Source organism: Thalassobaculum salexigens DSM 19539 (genome assembly GCF_000423805.1).
Lineage (GTDB): Bacteria > Pseudomonadota > Alphaproteobacteria > Thalassobaculales > Thalassobaculaceae > Thalassobaculum > Thalassobaculum litoreum.
Window position 1 is genome coordinate 1 of the sequence record NZ_AUIR01000014.1, and the last position, 15,595, is coordinate 15,595.

21 protein-coding genes are annotated in these 15,595 nt (G+C 62.1%); 5 read left to right on the forward strand and 16 right to left on the reverse strand.

The window, feature by feature from the left end:
- Window positions 1-85: 85 nt before the first annotated feature.
- The 15 genes from G578_RS0103410 to G578_RS0103480 form a co-directional block, all read right to left on the reverse strand.
- Window positions 86-262: a transposase domain-containing protein gene (locus G578_RS0103410; RefSeq protein ID WP_211228858.1), complete on the reverse strand. Its 177-nt coding sequence runs from the start codon at window positions 260-262 to the stop codon at window positions 86-88.
- A 103-nt stretch (window positions 263-365) separates the two neighbouring features.
- Window positions 366-794, reverse strand: coding sequence for a hypothetical protein (locus G578_RS0103415; RefSeq protein WP_028793060.1), 429 nt, complete (start codon window positions 792-794; stop codon window positions 366-368).
- Window positions 795-1,051: 257 nt separating this feature from the next.
- Window positions 1,052-1,789, reverse strand: coding sequence for a cytochrome c biogenesis CcdA family protein (locus G578_RS0103420; RefSeq protein WP_028793061.1), 738 nt, complete (start codon window positions 1,787-1,789; stop codon window positions 1,052-1,054).
- Complete coding sequence (locus G578_RS0103425) at window positions 1,782-2,261, reverse strand: hypothetical protein (protein ID WP_028793062.1); 480 nt, start codon at window positions 2,259-2,261, stop codon at window positions 1,782-1,784. The genes G578_RS0103420 and G578_RS0103425 overlap by 8 nt, the downstream gene beginning before the upstream one ends.
- 26 nt (window positions 2,262-2,287) lie before the next feature.
- Window positions 2,288-2,980 carry an SCO family protein gene (locus G578_RS0103430; protein WP_028793063.1) on the reverse strand — a complete coding sequence of 231 codons (693 nt, stop codon included), beginning with the start codon at window positions 2,978-2,980 and terminating at the stop codon, window positions 2,288-2,290.
- A 341-nt stretch (window positions 2,981-3,321) separates the two neighbouring features.
- The gene (locus G578_RS0103435; protein WP_028793064.1) at window positions 3,322-3,867 is read right to left on the reverse strand and encodes a TlpA family protein disulfide reductase; all 546 of its coding nucleotides are present in this window, start codon (window positions 3,865-3,867) and stop codon (window positions 3,322-3,324) included.
- On the reverse strand, window positions 3,864-4,331 hold the full coding sequence (locus G578_RS28125; protein WP_028793065.1) for a c-type cytochrome: 468 nt from the start codon (window positions 4,329-4,331) through the stop codon (window positions 3,864-3,866). The genes G578_RS0103435 and G578_RS28125 overlap by 4 nt, the downstream gene beginning before the upstream one ends.
- A complete protein-coding gene (locus G578_RS29350; RefSeq protein ID WP_156907194.1) occupies window positions 4,328-4,489 on the reverse strand; it encodes a hypothetical protein in 162 nt (53 codons plus the stop codon). Before G578_RS29350 ends, G578_RS28125 begins: the two co-directional genes overlap by 4 nt.
- Window positions 4,490-4,498: 9 nt before the next feature.
- On the reverse strand, window positions 4,499-4,945 hold the full coding sequence (locus G578_RS0103450; protein ID WP_028793066.1) for a DUF411 domain-containing protein: 447 nt from the start codon (window positions 4,943-4,945) through the stop codon (window positions 4,499-4,501).
- Between the two features lie 22 nt (window positions 4,946-4,967).
- The gene (locus G578_RS0103455; RefSeq protein WP_028793067.1) at window positions 4,968-6,422 is read right to left on the reverse strand and encodes a multicopper oxidase family protein; all 1,455 of its coding nucleotides are present in this window, start codon (window positions 6,420-6,422) and stop codon (window positions 4,968-4,970) included.
- A gap of 142 nt (window positions 6,423-6,564) precedes the next feature.
- A complete protein-coding gene (locus G578_RS0103460; protein WP_139189454.1) occupies window positions 6,565-6,819 on the reverse strand; it encodes a hypothetical protein in 255 nt (84 codons plus the stop codon).
- A 152-nt stretch (window positions 6,820-6,971) separates the two neighbouring features.
- Entirely contained in the window at window positions 6,972-8,396 is a 1,425-nt protein-coding gene (gene merA / locus G578_RS0103465) for a mercury(II) reductase (RefSeq protein WP_028793069.1), read from the reverse strand.
- A 1-nt stretch (window position 8,397) separates the two neighbouring features.
- Window positions 8,398-8,646 carry a mercury resistance system transport protein MerF gene (gene merF, locus G578_RS0103470; protein WP_028793070.1) on the reverse strand — a complete coding sequence of 83 codons (249 nt, stop codon included), beginning with the start codon at window positions 8,644-8,646 and terminating at the stop codon, window positions 8,398-8,400.
- 10 nt (window positions 8,647-8,656) lie between these two features.
- On the reverse strand, window positions 8,657-8,986 hold the full coding sequence (locus tag G578_RS0103475) for a heavy-metal-associated domain-containing protein (RefSeq protein ID WP_028793071.1): 330 nt from the start codon (window positions 8,984-8,986) through the stop codon (window positions 8,657-8,659).
- A gap of 11 nt (window positions 8,987-8,997) precedes the next feature.
- Window positions 8,998-9,396 (reverse strand): mercuric transporter MerT family protein, encoded by a 399-nt coding sequence (locus G578_RS0103480; protein ID WP_028793072.1) that lies wholly within the window; start codon window positions 9,394-9,396, stop codon window positions 8,998-9,000.
- An 80-nt stretch (window positions 9,397-9,476) separates the two neighbouring features.
- On the opposite strand from G578_RS0103480, the gene G578_RS0103485 reads away from it, so the two are divergent.
- A complete protein-coding gene (locus G578_RS0103485; RefSeq protein ID WP_028793073.1) occupies window positions 9,477-9,890 on the forward strand; it encodes a MerR family transcriptional regulator in 414 nt (137 codons plus the stop codon).
- 94 nt (window positions 9,891-9,984) lie between these two features.
- Here G578_RS0103485 and G578_RS0103490 read toward each other — a convergent pair whose 3' ends face one another.
- The gene (locus tag G578_RS0103490) at window positions 9,985-11,025 is read right to left on the reverse strand and encodes a tyrosine-type recombinase/integrase (RefSeq protein ID WP_169400815.1); all 1,041 of its coding nucleotides are present in this window, start codon (window positions 11,023-11,025) and stop codon (window positions 9,985-9,987) included.
- Between the two features lie 207 nt (window positions 11,026-11,232).
- On the opposite strand from G578_RS0103490, the gene G578_RS29355 reads away from it, so the two are divergent.
- The 4 genes from G578_RS29355 to G578_RS0103515 all read left to right on the forward strand — a co-directional run bounded on the left by G578_RS29355 (window position 11,233) and on the right by G578_RS0103515 (window position 15,517).
- Window positions 11,233-12,333 (forward strand): hypothetical protein, encoded by a 1,101-nt coding sequence (locus tag G578_RS29355; protein ID WP_156907195.1) that lies wholly within the window; start codon window positions 11,233-11,235, stop codon window positions 12,331-12,333.
- Window positions 12,334-12,751: 418 nt separating this feature from the next.
- The gene (locus G578_RS0103505; RefSeq protein WP_028793076.1) at window positions 12,752-13,417 is read left to right on the forward strand and encodes a ParA family protein; all 666 of its coding nucleotides are present in this window, start codon (window positions 12,752-12,754) and stop codon (window positions 13,415-13,417) included.
- A 1-nt stretch (window position 13,418) separates the two neighbouring features.
- On the forward strand, window positions 13,419-13,781 hold the full coding sequence (locus tag G578_RS0103510) for a hypothetical protein (RefSeq protein ID WP_156907196.1): 363 nt from the start codon (window positions 13,419-13,421) through the stop codon (window positions 13,779-13,781).
- A gap of 623 nt (window positions 13,782-14,404) precedes the next feature.
- Entirely contained in the window at window positions 14,405-15,517 is a 1,113-nt protein-coding gene (locus G578_RS0103515) for a replication initiator protein A (RefSeq protein WP_028793078.1), read from the forward strand.
- Window positions 15,518-15,595 lie beyond the last annotated feature (78 nt).

Here is a 15,595-nt window from a genome sequence, read left to right on the forward strand (position 1 = left end):
GCTTCCAATGACCGTCATGGGGCGACGCCCGATCGTGAGCGTCTGGCCAAGCCCATCTGACCAGGTCTGACGATCGCCGGTACGCTCAGCAGTGCTGAGCGTAGGTCCAGGGCAACAACTCATCGAGCCAGTTGATCTTGTGCTCGGCGATCCGGCCGAGCACGTCGGTGAGCCAGGCCTGCGGGTCGACGCCGTTTAGCTTGGCGGTCTCGATGAGGGTGTAGGCGATGGCCCCGGCCTTGCCGCCGCCCTCGGAGCCCATGAAGAGGTAGTTCTTCCGCCCGACGGCGATCCCTCGGATCGACCGTTCAGGGGTTTCCGTACCGGATTCCCCCAAAGTACCGGGGACTGTTCCAAACGTGGGGTCACGCAGTGGCGGCAGTCGCGACGACACCTCTTCTGGTCGCTGCGTTCATAGCATTGAGACGCATGGTAACGACCGCGTGGGCACCGGCGGCCGACCATCGCATTTGCTGCAGCTTGTTCATCCGGCGGTTCACCAAAGCGTTTGCCAAGCCCTCGGAGATCGACGTGCCGACCGGCTTTCCGGCCCGCTGGCGTTGAGCGTAGTCGACCAGGTACGCGCTCTGACCGTCGACATACTCCCGCAGGCGTGCCTCCTGGAGCTCAACCACAGCACGCTGGAGATCAGCGAGAAGCTGATGCGCCATGGCATGATTGAGGCCGATATCGTCGACGCTGGCCGGAGCATGGATCTCGCCAAGCCAACCAACTTCCAGGCGGCGAGACCCGGAAGTCGGACCGACTTCCACCAGTTCGAGCTTCCAACTCATCCAACACTCCCGTCTCGGCCGATCCATGGATCCCTCACATCTGACCGATCGCGAGAACCCACAAGTCCGTCCGACCCCCACGTTTGGAACAGTCCCCGGTACTTTGGGGGAATCCGGTACGGAAACCCCGTACTATGGTGCAGGGTCAATGTTCGATTCGATAGTGAAAGCAGCAGGCAAAGCGCCTCAGACGGCGGCATTAGATGGCAGGGAATGTACCGGTGGGGGCACCACCCTTCTGTTGGGCTTGTGCGGCGTTATCCGATACGCCCAAGCAGTGGGAATGCGTCGAGCAGCCAGTATGAGAATGTCGAGAGTTGACCGGTCATCATGGTGATCCCCATCGCGACCATAACGCCCCCTGCGATTTGTTGGAGCCGGCGGCCGACGCGTCCAATGGTGCGCAAGCGCCTTGCGAGGCGGTCGGTGAAAGCGGCGGCGAACAGAAACGGGATACCCAGTCCGGCGGAATAGATGGCGAGCAGGGCGACGCCTTCCGCGACGGTCGCGGATGCGGCGCTGGCCGTCAGGATGGCGCCGAGAATCGGCCCAATACAGGGCGTCCAGCCGAATCCGAAGGCAATGCCGAGGACATAGGCAGAAAGCGGCCGTCCACCCGGAACGGACAGGTGGAACCGGAACTCTCGTTGCATCACCGTGATTTTTGCCATGCCGATCATGAACAGACCGAACAAGATCACGATCGCACCGCCCACGAGATTGAGCTCATACCGGTAGCTCAGCAGCATCTGGCCGAGCGCAGTCGCGCTTGCGCCCAGAGCCATGAAGATTGTGGAGAACCCGACGACGAAGTAGAGGCCCATGCTGATTGCCTGCCGTCGATGGTCGGACGGCTCGATGTACACGGTGCTCGTCGTATGCCCGGCGACATAGGAGACGTAGCCCGGCACCAACGGCAGCACGCAGGGCGAGACGAACGATACGGCGCCAGCCAGAAACGCGGCGATCAGGCCGATCCCAGACAGATCAAGCATCGACGATCACTGGCTTTCGACGCACCGTTGGGAGCGCCCTGGCAAGACTGAAACCGGCGAGCGGGACGATGATCCATTGCAGGACCGGGCTGAGTCCGACGTCCAGAATCGGGATTACGGGCATCAGTTCGCGATAGGCCCAGGCTTCCCGTATCTCGATGTTCAGCCATTCGCTGAAAATCGTATAAGCAAGCCCAAAGACGACGGTGCCCGCAAATACAGGAACCTTGCGTTCCGTGGGCCACGCTCCGTCGCCGAAAAGGAACAGGGACAGCATGACGGCGCTGAGCGCGATGAGGATATCGCCACCAGTGCAATGGATGGCTGCGAAGATGATCTCCCCTGCCGACCCTGTTTCCCACAGCGTATAGAGTGGCATATGTGCGAATTCCCAGATCAGGTTCGCGAAGGCGACAAAGGTAATATAGCGGCGCAGCGCCGAAAGCCATCCGACCGCGCCTTCACCGCGCATAGGGTCCATGTCCCGATGGGCGCCTGTCATTGAAACAACCCCTTGAGGTTCTCCCACCAGTCAGGCGCCCCCGGCTTCGCGGGGCGGTCGGGGGCATTGGTGAGCCCGTTGATGTAAAGCACGAGGTTCAACGGCCCGAACCGCAGCCCGTGGAATTTTGCTGCGAAACGCCCGCCTCTGTCGATCACGTGGGTGGCCACCCCGTGCATCTGCTGCCCGTCATCGAGCGGCTCGAACTTGACGTTATAGGTCTCCGATAGAGCGCGCGTCGCATCCTCGGGATCGCCGGGGCGTCGGGTAAGAAACATCCAGTTGCGGGGATCGAGGCCATGTGCCTCGCCATAGCGCCGCAGAATGTCCGGCGTGTCGACTTCAGGATCGGTCGTCACGGTTATGAATTGGACCATGTCCTCCATTGGTGTGCCGTTGATTTTGGACTGGACATCCGCGATTAGTGCGGAATGGAGCGGGCAGACATCGGTGCAGCCGGCGAAGACGAAGTTGAGCACGACGATCTTGTCGGCGAAGTCTGACAGACGGACGGTATTTCCATCGGCATCGGCCAGTTTGAACGGTGGTGCCGGGCTGTCGATGGCCTGAAAGAACTGCTCCTTGCTGCCCATGAACTTGTCGAGATCGGCACCGGGATGATGCGCCATTGCCGGCACGGCGAAGGTGACCGTTGCAATTGCCAATGCGGCAAATCGTGCGAAATACATGTTGTCTCTCCGGAATATCTGGCCGGCCGGTGATACCTATTGGCCGCGTCACTCTTGTCGATGAAGCGATTGTGACGCTGCGTCCGCCTTGCCGTGGGTGGCGCAGGACCTTGCACCGCCGCCACGCATGCACAGGCCGAGGGCGCACATCGCGGCACAAGGCGCAAGGCTGAGTAAAATTGGTGCGGCACCCACGGCAGTCAGCCAGTCCCAGTTGAGTGCCAATCCCGCGCCCACGGTCCCGAGGGCCAGAAAAAGGACAATCCGCCATCTTGATAGCCAAGGCAGCCAGAGTGATAAAGGCAGACGTGGGGCAGGTTCTGCGGCATTTCGGTCTGTGATCATTGGTTGGGTTCCTTTTCGGTGTATTTGGCGATCACAGCTTTGAATAAGGCGATCATCGCCGGTGTGTCCCATTCTGCTGGCCCGATCAGCCGACCGAGCTCCTGGCGATTCGGTCCGATGAGAAGTGTCCCTGGAAGGCCGAGAATCTTCAGATCGCGCGATGCCTTCATCGTCTCGTCGATGAAGATGTCCAGATGGGTGATACCGATCTCGTCGAAGAACCGGCGCACGACGCCGGCACCGGCGCGGTCTATCGACAGCGCCACGACATCGAAATGCTCCCCTCCGAGCGTCTCCTGGAGCCGGTCCAGTGTTGGCATCTCTTCACGGCAAGGACCGCACCACGTCGCCCAGACGTTCAGAAGGACGATCTTTCCCCGCCAACGGTCGAGCGTGAGCATATCGCCGCGTTCGTTAGTGAACGAAATTTGAGAGAGAGGCCGCGGCGTGTCGTGGAGTGGGACGGCAGTCGGTTCGGACGCTGCCGTTACCGATGGGAAAATGAGCCCGAGTACAAATCCGAGTGCAATCGCGACCTTCATCGATTGCCCTCCTTTTCCCGACGGCTGATCTCGGCCTGATGCGTTCGCTCGCGCTCGGGCCAAGTACTCTCGATGAAGGCCAGGACAGCGAGAATCTCGTCGTCGGAGAGCACGCCGCCGAAGCCCGGCATGTCGCTCTCATAGCTGCCGCCGACAACAGCGGCAGGCCCTTCCTTGGTGATGCGGAACAGCATGTCGTCGGGGTGATGCCACGTGTGCCCGGATGCATCATGGGGCGGTGCCGGCATGCGACCGGTCGGCAGGCGGCGCCGCCAGTTCGGCTGACCTTCCAGTTCTGCGCCATGGCAGGAGGCACAGTTCTCTGCGTAAATTGCTTGTCCGCGTTCCAGGCGTTCTGCGGACGGCCCCGTCGAACCGTTCCGGTCAAGTTCGACCCAGAGCAGGCTGGCCGCAGCGCCTCCGCCGAGCAGCGACACAACGCCGAAAGCGATCCGCGCCTTCAACGTTCGCCTCGGAAGAGGTGTTTTATAAGAGCTGCGACTCCGAGGACGAGTACGACAATCACGAGCAGCCAGAAAAGGCCCATGCCCCACATCATCATTCCGCCCATGGCGTCCATCATCTGGCCGCCCATGCCCATACCGGTCGGTGCGTTGTTCATGTCTTTTCCTTACTTGGTCGCGTAGAGGTGCGGGGCGCCGTCGCCGATGGCGTAGATCTCGAAGGCGCCGGTCTTGACCCCGCTCATGCCGGGCGAGCCCTGCGGCATGCCGGGTAGCGTGATTCCCTTGATACCCGGCCGCTCGGCGAGCAGGCGGTCAATAGTCGCAACAGGCACGTGGCCGCTGACCACATAGTCGTCGATGAAGGCGAGATGGCAGCCCTGGAAGCCGTCTGGAATCCCGGACGAGCGGCTCATGGGCACGAGTTCGTGGGTCGGCTCGACGGTGACGTCGAAGCCGTTTTCCCGCAGGTAGTCGGCATAGCCTTCGCAGCAGCCGCACTGCGGGTTCTTGTAGAGGGTCACCTCTTCGGCCTGCACGGCGGTGTCGAGCGTGAGATAGCCGGCGACGCCCAATACAGAGGCGGCTAAAACGGCGATGATAGACTTGCGCATGGTTTATTCCTTCCAAGTCGTGTCAGGCGACGCGGATGACGCCCATCATTCCGCCCGCCTGGTGTTCGAGAATGTGGCAATGGAACATCCAGTCGCCGGGGTTGTCGGCGACGAAGGTGATCTCGACCCGCTCGCGCGGCGCCATCAGGACGGTGTCCTGCCATTCGCGGTGTATCGTCGGCGCGCCGTTGCGCGAAATGACACGGAACGAATGACCATGCAGATGGATCGGATGATGCCAGGCGGTCGCGTTGGTCATCGCGATCACGTGGCTTCTGTCGCGTTCGAGCGTCAGCATCGGGTCGAGGACGTGCCCCTCTGCGGCCTTGCCGTTGATGAACCAGATGCCGTCGCCGTGCATCATGCCCATCATGCCGCTCGAACCGCCTTCTCCCATGCTGCCGCCCATCTCGCGCATCACCATGTCGCCCATCATGCCGCCGTTGAAAACGATCTCATGCCGGCGGACCGTTGCGGGATCGGGCTCCGGCAGGGGGTTGGCCGGCAGGGCGACGGACCAATTGGGTGCGCTGTCCCTGAGCGGCGCGTCGTCATAGGCGAGGTCGATTAGCCGGTATTCGAGGTCCTGATAGAATCTGTCGATGACCTGCACCCGGCTGCCCGGCTCTGCAGTCATGTCGAGGATAAGATCGGCGCGCATCGCCGGTCCGAGAACGACAAGACCGCCTGCCGGTTCGTGCGGGGTGACCGGCTGGCCGTCGAGGGCAATGACCGTGGGCGCGTGATCCTGGAAATCGAGACCGAAAATGCGAGCGTTCGCGGCGTTGACGAGCCGCAACCTAACCCGCTCGCCGCGCCGCACCGCGAATTCCTCCGGAACGCGGCCGTTGATGGTCGCTGTATTGCCGATCCGTCCGCCATGGCTCATGTCGTGACGGTTGCCGAAATCCTCGCCGATCTCGGCGGACTGCGTCAGCCGCCAATCGTCCAGGACCCAGGTCACCTCGCGGTCAACCCGGGGGGGGTCCGCCTCCTCTATGATCAGGGGACCGTAGAGACCGCGCCCGACTTGCTCGAAGCTCCGCTGGTGCGGGTGATACCAGAACGTCCCGGCATCGACCGCGTCGAACTCGTAGACGAAGGTCTCCCCGACGCCGATCGGCCGCTGGGTAAGATGCGGCACGCCGTCCATTGCGTTCGGCACGCGCAGCCCGTGCCAGTGGACGGTGGTCTCCTCGGCCAGAGCATTCTCGACCGTTACGCGGAGGCGCTCGCCCTGGCGCACGCGGAGTTCCGGGCCGGGGACGGCGTCGTTATAGCACCAGGCCGGCGTCTCGCCGTGTGGCTCGGGCACGAGACGTGCCCGGCCGGGGGCCGCGCGCAGCGAGAAATTCTTCCTCCCAGCGGCGCGCGCGGGATTCGACATAAGGCGCAGCATCGCCAGACTCGCCGTGCCGGCGGCGAGTGCTGTCAGCAGGCGTCGCCGTGACAGCGGCAGGTTGTGGATTGGGGACATTGTCGTGGCCTCATCTGATGTCGGGATTGCGGCACCAGCACGGTTCTCGATCCGAGCATGGGGTCAGCAGCGGCGGCCGGCGCAAGGGCCGGGCAATCGCGTTCCGACGCAGCGATCGAGGCGTACCTCGACCCGCGTCCGATCAGATGAGGGTTCGGGGAGGGTAAGGCTCCGGCAGACCGGTCTGGCCCACCAAGCGTTCAACCAGCAATGGCTTGGCCACGTGCGCAAAGTGGGGGCTGAACATGTCGATCTGGCCCAGGCTCGCAGCGAACGAGACCGTGCAGACGATGTCGCATGTTGTTCCGCTGTCCTCGCCGTCAATGTCGGTGCCGCAGCCTTGACAGTCCGCCATATCGGTTATGCCGGCGTCGCCCAAGGCCATCTTGAGCGACATGGATGTCGCGCCCGCAGAATGCACAATGACCCCCGCCGCAAAGAGGGCGAGCACTGCGAGGGTAAAGATCCGGTTTCGCGAGAGCATAGGTCTTTATACGGTGGGGGCTGTGGACTGTCGAGGCGCAAGGTGTCGCGGCCTCCGAGATGGGTCTATCCCGCACAGCAGGACAGCATCGCCACGTCCTTGTCGAAAGTCTGGGCGGCGAGTTTCAGCGCTTCGACGGTCGTCAAATAGGGGAAAATCGTCTCACCGAGCGCCTTCGCCGTCATGCCGGTCTTGAGGGCGAGGGCCAGCGTCTGGATGCTGTCGACGCCTTCAGGCGCGAGGATCTGGCCGCCCAGCAGCCGGTCCGTGCCGGCGTCCGCGACCAGCTTAACGAGCCCGCGCGTATCGCGCGCCGAAAGCGCCCGGGGCACCTGGTCAAGCGGCAGGATCGAGGTCTTGACGGCGTAGCCCGCTGCATTGGCAGCGGCTTCGCTCAGACCCACGCCCGCCACCTGAGGGTCGGTGAAGACCACCCAGGGCATGGCGGTGTTGTCGTAGACGAGGCTGTCGCCGTTCAGCGCGTTGAGTGCGGCGAGCTTGGCGCCGTAGGCGGCCATGTAGACGAACTGGTCGCGCCCGGTCACGTCGCCGGCGGCGTAGAGACCGGCCTTGGAAGTACGCATCCGCTCATCGATCGCGACGCCACCGTTGTTGGCGAGCTGGATGCCGTTTTCTTGAAGATCGAGCCCGTGCGTGTTGGGCGACCGCCCAGTCGTTACGAGCACCCGGTCTGCCGTCAGCGTTTCCTCCCGGCCGTCGACTTCCACGGTCAGGGCAACCGCGCCATTTGCTTGCACGATCCGCCGATAGGCGAGGCTATCACGCACGGCCAGGCCCTCGTCGCGCAGGTACCCGGTCAGGGCGTCCGAGACTTCCGGCTCGGCCTCGGGCAGCAGACGCGATCGGGTCACCAGCGTCACCTCTGCGCCCATCCGTGCGAACATCTGGGCAAGCTCGCAGCCGATGTAGCCGCCACCGACCACGATCAGAGAGCGGGGAAGCTCGGTCAGTTCCAGTGCGGTGGTGCTGGACAGCCACGGCACGTCGTCGATGCCGGGGATGTCCGGCGTTGCCGGCGCGGCGCCGGTCGTGATGATGGCCTTGCCTACCGGCATCACCTGTCCGTTCACGGCGATGCCGTCTGTGGTCAGGCGTGCGGCACCGTCGAGATAGGAAATGCCCGGCCAGGCGGACAGCAGGTCGATGTACTTGCCCTGACGGAGGCTCGTCACCAGTTCATCCTTGGCGCTCACAAGAGCTTGCCAGTCCGCCACCTGGGCCTCTCCGGCGAGGCCGGGAAAGCGGCTCGCAGCGCGCGCGCCATGCAGCGCCTCGGCGGCGCGGATCATTGTCTTCGATGGGACGCAGCCGACATTGACGCAAGTGCCGCCGATGGTGCCGTGGCCGATCAGCGCCACATTCGCTCCCTGTTCGGCCGCGGTGATGGCGGCGGAGAATCCCGCGGAGCCAGCACCCACAACGGCGAGGTCGTAGCGTCCGTCTGACGGCGGCGTGCAGCAGTCAGTCATGTCAGGTGTTCTCCTGTATTGCATTGGTATCAGTCGTGCAGCAGGCGGCAGCCCGTTGCCGCCGCCAAAGGCCGTAGGCCGTGATGCCGACAAAAACCGCCAGCGCGGGCAGCAGCACATAGTCGAGCCAGCCGAGCCAAGCCGACAGCCCGACCACGCCCAGCCCGATGACCAGCACCGGCGTGAAGCAGCAGATAGCGGCGATGACGGTGCCGATGACACCGGTCTTGATGAGCGTGGCGTCTTTCATATGCCCGCCCTCACGATTTCGGCTGGGCGGGATATCCCGCATTCGTCGACGCAGCGGCGATATCCGCCGTGGACGTGGTGCTCGGGTCGAACACGGCCGTGGCCGTCTTGGCTTCGAAGTCCACTTCGACGGAGCGCACCCCCTCGACCCCTTCCATGGCCTTGCGCACGGTGATCGGGCACATGGCGCAGGTCATTTTCTCTATGGTGAAGGTTTCCGTGGCGGTTTCCGTCGCTGCGGTTGTCGACTGCGCGTTTACCTGCGACTGCGGCACCAGGAAAAGCGCGGCGCCAATGGGCAGGATGGCTGCCGCCGCGGCTGTGATGAGGGGTCGTTTCATATGTTCGTCTCCTAATAAAACAGCGGCGCCCACCAGTTGATCGTCAGCGCCAGAACGAGCAGCGCCGTCCCGATCCAGAGGGCCGTTTGGGTGATGATTGAGGCCTGCGGCCGCGCGCAGTAACCGCCGTCCGCACACGCCTTTTTCGGCTTCACATACATTTGGTAGAAGCCGAGCCCGATGAAGACGAGGGTCATCGCAGCGAAGTAGGGCTTGTAAGGCTCCAGCGCGGTCAGATTGCCGATCCACGCGCCCGAGACGCCAAGCGTCAGCAACACCAGCGGCGCGATGCAGCAGGACGATGCCAGCACCGCGCCGATCAGCCCGCCGGCGGCATACCAGCGCTTTCTGTTGTCACCGGCATTTTCCGGGGTTTGGTGGACCTCGGAGCCGGTCTGCACCTCATGCATGTCGTTCTGTCCTCGATCTTGTTGTTCATTCAAGGTAGGGTCTGTAGTAACTACAGGCTCAAGGGGCTATTGCAGAAAAGATGAGAAACGACACGTCAGGGAAGGGATTGCGCAGGGCCGCGCTGGCGCGCCGGACCGGCTGCAACCTGGAGACCATCCGCTACTACGAGACGATCGGCATGATGCCGGAGCCGCCGCGCACGGAAGCGGGTTATCGCGTCTACGATGACCGCCATGTGGAGCGGTTGCGGTTCATTTTGCGGGCGCGTGAGTTGGGCTTCTCGCTCGACGATATCCGCGGGCTGCTCTCCCTCGTCGATCGCGGTACGCAGACTTGCGCCGAAGTGAAGGAGCGCACGGAACGGCATCTTGCTGATGTGCGTGAGAAGATCGCTGATCTCAAGCGCATCGAGCGAGTGCTGGCCGACACAGCAGCACAATGTTCCGGCGACGAGCTGCCCGATTGTCCCGTGCTGGAGGCACTGACTTCGTGAAACACCATGACGACCCAGCCCTGGGATTCCGGTACGGAAACCCCTCGTCGGACCAACGCCGGTGCCCTCTCTCCGCCATCACCCATACAAACGGCTAGTCAGATGTCTTTCGCTTACCGCCCATCACCAAAGCGGAGGCGCTTCGATCGACCCGCCGGGTCTCTTCCACATACCGCAGAGCCGTCACCGGCGTCTTCCAGCGCCCGGCGCGCTGCACGGCAGTGACATCCCCGTCGGTCGCCTCCGCCACGGCCGTCGCCATGCCCCGGCGCAGGCTGTGGCCGCCCCAGCGTATTGGTGCTGTGATGGTCTTGCCGCCCCGGTAGGTGCTCCGGACATCGAGACCCACCTCCCCTGCCCGCTCCTTCAGGATCAGCCGTACACTCTGCGCTGTCAGGGCCGTATGTTTGAGGCCGCCCAGCGGATCGAACGCCCGGAAGACCGGACCCTCCGATACGCCGGCCCGCTCCATCCAGTCGTTCACCGCCCGAACCGGACACAGGCTCGTACCCGTCTCTGCGATCACACAGACGTTGTCGCGATCGCCCTCGTCCGTCTTCGTGGTTCCCAACCAGATCTCATATCCGCCGTCGACCGCCTGCAGGTGATCCGCGTCTATCGCGACCAGTTCGCTTCGGCGCAGCGCCCCGGCATAACCGACCAGGATCAGCGCCCGGTCGCGCAGGCCGCGCAGCCAAGTCGTATCAATGGCCGCCACGATCGTCGTCAGATCCTCGATGCCCAGCGCCTGCACGGGCTCCTGACGCACCAGGACCGGGTTGTTGCGGGCCAGGCCCTTCAGCTGGTTGCGGATCGCCGGGTGTTTCCAGTCGAGCCCCTGCCCCGCCTCGCGGAAGAAGTGCTTCAGCGCCGCCAACCGCAGTTTGACCGTCGACAGCTTCTTGCGCGCCGCCGCATCCCCCGACGGCACCAGCGACGCTAAAAATGTCGCGATCTGCTCGGGGTGTTCGGTGAGCGGGGTCAGGTAGCGCGGCCGGCACCAGGCGCAGTATTGCCGCCAGCCGGTTTCATAGGCGCGCCGGGTGTTTTCGCTCAAGGCCGCGTCGTTGTTGCGGCCGGCATCGCCGAGGTTCGCGATCAACGCCCGATCGAGTGACGGGTCGAGCTCGACCACGCCTGGTGCCGTCGGGGCGGGAAGCGTCGTCGGCCCAGCGTCTCTCTCAGCGTCACTCATCGTCAGCGCTCCAGGTTTTGTGTCCGTGCGGGCCGTCTGCGCCGGATTCTACCGTCTTTTCCTTAAGTATCGATAAGGAAAATTATCACTACTAGTAACACATACCCCTTAGATGTATAGTTAAGAGGTGCTATCGTTACGTGCCCCATGGAAACCTCTGACATCATAGCATCCCTGGATGCCTTTGCCGCCGGACTGGAGAGCGAGCGCGACCCGGTACAGGTCCGGCTCGATGCCCTCGCCGACACCCGTGTGGTCTTGGCCGCCACGGACGGTGTTACCCGGGCCATGCTCGACCTGGAGCGCGCAGCCCTGCGAATCCCAGCTCAGCGACGTCGTCCCCTGCTGCGGATCCACGAAGCAGTCGCCCTCACCCGCCTGAATGGCGAGATGGTCCACGCCGACACCCTCCTCCTGGCCGACCTGGAACGCACCCACTCGCGCATCGTCGGCCCGACCGGTACCGGCCTTCGTGCCTTGAGAGCCTTACGGGCCCTCGACGACCCCAACACACCGTCACTGGAAACAGCCTTCCTACACCTCGATCGCGACATTACCGAATGGCCCGCGGATCGCGGCGCTGATCCACGGGCGCAGGCAATCCACCGACTGGTCGAGAAGCTCGAAGCCATCGTCAGTGCCGAGGGACCCGTGCTGGCCCGTCTCTACGATGTATGGCATTGCGTGAGAGGGGTCACCCTCCCCCGGTCCAACCTTGCCGGCACGGCTGCCAACCAGACGTCCTCGCTCGCCGGCGACGACCCGGCCTGGCTACGCCAGGTTGGCGCGTTAAATGAGACCGACCCTCGGCGGATGTTCGCGGCGATCGCTTTGTCATGGGCTGCATGGTGCATGGGATGGACTTCGGATCGAGGTCTCTGCACAGCGGCAGCCCTGCGTGCCCTACCCTACCCGCAGGACGATAGAACCAACCTTGGGCTTGCCTGGATCGCAAGGGTTTGCGCTCACGCCGCCGAGTTGACCCGCATGGAAGTGATTCGGATTGCACATGCCCTCGATCTGCTCGAGCTCGACGCTGGCGGTAAACGGGACCGATCCAGGTCCACCTTAATCGACTGCCTCTGCGCGCGGCCCGTTACAACGGCTGCCCAGCTCGCGCTAGATGCCGGGATTACCCGACCACCCGCCCTCAGGTTCCTCAATCGTCTGTCTGCCAATGGAAGTTGCCAGTGGAAGGGGATTAGACAGACAGGTCGTGTCGCCGTAGCTGTTCGGCTCACGGGATGAGCTTCCCGGCCATGGCAAAACAGGTTTTACCATATAAACCAGCCCAACTGTATAAACCATCTCAACTGTATAAACCATCTCAACTGTATAAACCGGCGCTTTCGGGCTACTCGCTCCTCACGGGCGAGAAGGCCTCCCGAAGCCCTGCAGTCGGGCTTTGCCGGCGAAACCACATCCCTCGTATCAACCATTAATCCCGTCTAAACTGGTATTTCTGGTTTTGCCATATTAATTACCCAATACATCTCTTCCATCTTATCCGTCTAATCTGTATTATCCGGCTTTACTGGATTAACCGGCTGGTCCGGTTAGACCGGCTTCCCTGGTTTTTCCGTATCATGGGGTTTAGCCGGTTTGCCCACCGCAACCGTTTTCGCCGGTTTTACCATATTAACCGGCCGTATAGAGGGACGGCGCCATGCCCGCGAAGATCATAACCATCGCCAACCAAAAAGGCGGCGTCGGGAAGACTAACATCGCCGTGAATCTTGCTGAGGGCCTAGCCCACGCCGGGCTTAAGACACTCTTGGTCGACACAGATCCCCAAGGAAGCGTAATGGCCTACCTTACGAGGCTCGACGAGGGACTGGAGAAGCCGCCCGTGCCGACCTTTGATCTCTCCGGTGCCGAAAAGCTCGTCCACCAATCGCTGCGCGCCTATGTCAACGAGTACCACGTAATAGTCGTCGACACTCCACCGCACCGAGCCGCAGTACAGCCCCGCAGCGCAATGCTGGTGTCGGATCTCGTCCTGGTGCCATTGCCCCCATCCGCTCCCGACCTTGACGCTACCAAGGCGACCTTGGAAATCATCGACGAGGTCAGGGCCGTTAACGAGACACTGGACGCTCGGATCGTCATTAGCCGAGTCGCTTCTAACCGACGTCTTGCAAAGGAACTACGGCCCGTCCTCGAAGATTGGGGCGTTCCTGTCCTAAAGCAGTCAATCGCGGAGCTGGAGGGCTTCCGAACAGCGGCCGTCGACGGCCGGTCCGTTCATGGGATGAGGCGGTCACAAACCGGCGACGCACGCCGCCAAGTTGACGCATTTGTGGCTGAAGTTCGCGAGATTCTGGGGGTGTGATATGGCTGGCGGATTAGGGAAAGTGGGGAAGCCAAAGGGTGCCATTGACCGATTTGCTGCGGCCGATGAGGCAATGTTGGAAACAAAAAGGTCGGACGCCTACTTGGCGACGCCGACGGCTGCTGTAACACCCACAGAGCCCGCACAACCGACATCCTCGACAATCAAGAAAACGCTTACGCTGCCATCGAGCACGATCGACCAGTTACAGGCTATCGACACCGCGCTACTTCGCAATGGCCGGAAGGCCAAAGAGGTTGAGCTTGTGCGAGCGGCGATCGCCTATCTCGCGACACAAAGCGACGACGTCATCGTCAGCTCTTTCGACGGTATCGAGAAGCTTCAACGCGGCCCCAAGCGTTAGACCTTCAAAGCACGAATCGACCTAACCTGAGTTAGAAGAATCTTAGAGAGTTAAGACTCGTTACCGCCTGGTTTTTGCCTTTTAGCTCAAGCTGTTATCAATCTCTAAGGTCCACACAGCACGAGCCCAAGGGTTCTATGACACGAATACTAGGCCCTCATAACTCGAGCCATTAGGTGTTCAGGACACGAATTACGACCGCAAATTAGGCGTTCAAAGCACGACCGACCATCGTACAGCTATCGCAATTCGTGCTTTGAGAGCCTTCCTGCTTCCCCTTGGCAGCAAACCCGGTTCTCGATTCGTGCTTTGACCGCCCTGTTTGAAGCCCGTCTCCCCCCTTTTCGGAAGTAACCGAGAATCAACAAGGCGTCCAAAGCACGAATCCGTTCTTCCTTGGTTCTTCTCGAGCAGTTCCATTGACCCGACCGCTGGAAATCGCAGCCGAGAACGCCTCCCAGAATGCTGCTAGCTGAACAGGGAAGGGGACTGTGATGCGATCTTCGTGCCTTGAGGGCCCTATCGCCCGATTCTTTATAATCAAGGCGTTCAAGGCATGAACATCCAATGTTGAATACAGCCGATATGTGGTCACACTGTCTGTGACGACCACAGGATGTGCCATGTCCAAATCCACCAGCCAACTCCCGCTGCAGCTCGACGGCCCGCTCGTCGGGGCGATCAAGGGCGAGCGCAACATCATGGCCTATCCCTTCTTCGACCTCGACAAGAGGGCGCTCAAGTCACGAATCGAATTCGAGGATCCGGAACTCGGTGTGAAGATCGCCGTCCGCGCCGCCGATGGCAGCGGTGTACCGACGATCTACGACAAGGACCTGGTGCTGTACGTCGCCACGGTGATCGCCCAGCGCATGGATGACGGGCGCCTAAACGGCACGGATGAAGACCGCGTCATAAATTTCAGCGTTCACGACTTTCTGCGCGTCGCCGGGAGGTCGACCGATGCGCGGAGCTACGAACGCTTCAAGGCAATGCTCGACCGGCTGACCAGCTCCACCATTTCCACCAACATCGAGGTGACGATCGACGATGAGACGATCGGCACCGACGGCTGGTTCGAGTGGTTTGAGCGGACCGGAACCGGAATTCGCTACCGAACTTCCGGTGGAAAGAAGCGGATCAGCCATGTTCGTGTGACTGTCGGGAAATGGCTGTTCAATGCGATCGTGAAAGACCGCAAGATCCTCACCTACGCTAAGGCCTATTTCGACCTGGAGCCGATCCCGCGGCGCCTATACGACTTGGCCCGGGTGCATGTCGGCAATCAGGATCGCTGGCAGATCCGCCTCCCCAAGCTCCAAGCCCGAATTGGAGACCGCGGCCGGCTTACACACTTCCTGTCGGCACTGATCAAGCTGGAGGCGGAGGACCCACTACCCGAATACCGGTTCCGGATCGTCGAACAAGTCCGACCAGGAGCAAAGCGGCGGTCGCAAAACGACCTTGCCCGCGTCCTCGTAGTCTTCACGCGGAAAGAGGCCGCTAGCAAGCCCGACGGCGGGGAGGTGATCGATCTTCCTTCCAGAGAGATCCGTTATCCTGGCCTGGTGACCGAACTGCGGTCGCGCGGTTTCACCGGTCGTTTGGCCTTCTTTGACCGACTGAAGAGGAAAGCCAAGGAGTTGGGTCAGGTCGAGCCGAATCGATCACTAGCCGACGATCCGGTCGAGCTCGCTGCGGCACTCGTGAGCGCTGGTTTGGAAGCCGCCCGCTAGATCGGCCCAGCAAAACGCCACGTTGCCGCGACTATGCTTGACGCGATCGTATCCCTGGCTCTACCAATAGTCGAGTAC

Coding starts and splice junctions, on each gene's coding strand:
- G578_RS0103430 (WP_028793063.1), bottom strand. CDS start 2,980: ATGTATTTCGCACGATTTGCCGCATTGGCAATTGCAACGGTCACCTTC.
- G578_RS0103450 (WP_028793066.1), bottom strand. CDS start 4,945: ATGCGCAAGTCTATCATCGCCGTTTTAGCCGCCTCTGTATTGGGCGTC.
- G578_RS0103505 (WP_028793076.1), top strand. CDS start 12,752: ATGCCCGCGAAGATCATAACCATCGCCAACCAAAAAGGCGGCGTCGGG.
- G578_RS0103515 (WP_028793078.1), top strand. CDS start 14,405: ATGTCCAAATCCACCAGCCAACTCCCGCTGCAGCTCGACGGCCCGCTC.
- G578_RS0103510 (WP_156907196.1), top strand. CDS start 13,419: ATGGCTGGCGGATTAGGGAAAGTGGGGAAGCCAAAGGGTGCCATTGAC.
- merF (WP_028793070.1), bottom strand. CDS start 8,646: ATGAAAGACGCCACGCTCATCAAGACCGGTGTCATCGGCACCGTCATC.
- G578_RS29350 (WP_156907194.1), bottom strand. CDS start 4,489: ATGAACAACGCACCGACCGGTATGGGCATGGGCGGCCAGATGATGGAC.
- G578_RS0103435 (WP_028793064.1), bottom strand. CDS start 3,867: ATGAAGGTCGCGATTGCACTCGGATTTGTACTCGGGCTCATTTTCCCA.
- G578_RS0103485 (WP_028793073.1), top strand. CDS start 9,477: ATGAGAAACGACACGTCAGGGAAGGGATTGCGCAGGGCCGCGCTGGCG.
- G578_RS29355 (WP_156907195.1), top strand. CDS start 11,233: ATGGAAACCTCTGACATCATAGCATCCCTGGATGCCTTTGCCGCCGGA.
- G578_RS0103480 (WP_028793072.1), bottom strand. CDS start 9,396: ATGCATGAGGTGCAGACCGGCTCCGAGGTCCACCAAACCCCGGAAAAT.
- G578_RS0103475 (WP_028793071.1), bottom strand. CDS start 8,986: ATGAAACGACCCCTCATCACAGCCGCGGCGGCAGCCATCCTGCCCATT.
- merA (WP_028793069.1), bottom strand. CDS start 8,396: ATGACTGACTGCTGCACGCCGCCGTCAGACGGACGCTACGACCTCGCC.
- G578_RS0103425 (WP_028793062.1), bottom strand. CDS start 2,261: ATGCGCGGTGAAGGCGCGGTCGGATGGCTTTCGGCGCTGCGCCGCTAT.
- G578_RS0103420 (WP_028793061.1), bottom strand. CDS start 1,789: ATGCTTGATCTGTCTGGGATCGGCCTGATCGCCGCGTTTCTGGCTGGC.
- G578_RS0103415 (WP_028793060.1), bottom strand. CDS start 794: ATGAGTTGGAAGCTCGAACTGGTGGAAGTCGGTCCGACTTCCGGGTCT.
- G578_RS0103455 (WP_028793067.1), bottom strand. CDS start 6,422: ATGTCCCCAATCCACAACCTGCCGCTGTCACGGCGACGCCTGCTGACA.
- G578_RS0103410 (WP_211228858.1), bottom strand. CDS start 262: ATGGGCTCCGAGGGCGGCGGCAAGGCCGGGGCCATCGCCTACACCCTC.
- G578_RS0103460 (WP_139189454.1), bottom strand. CDS start 6,819: ATGTCGCTCAAGATGGCCTTGGGCGACGCCGGCATAACCGATATGGCG.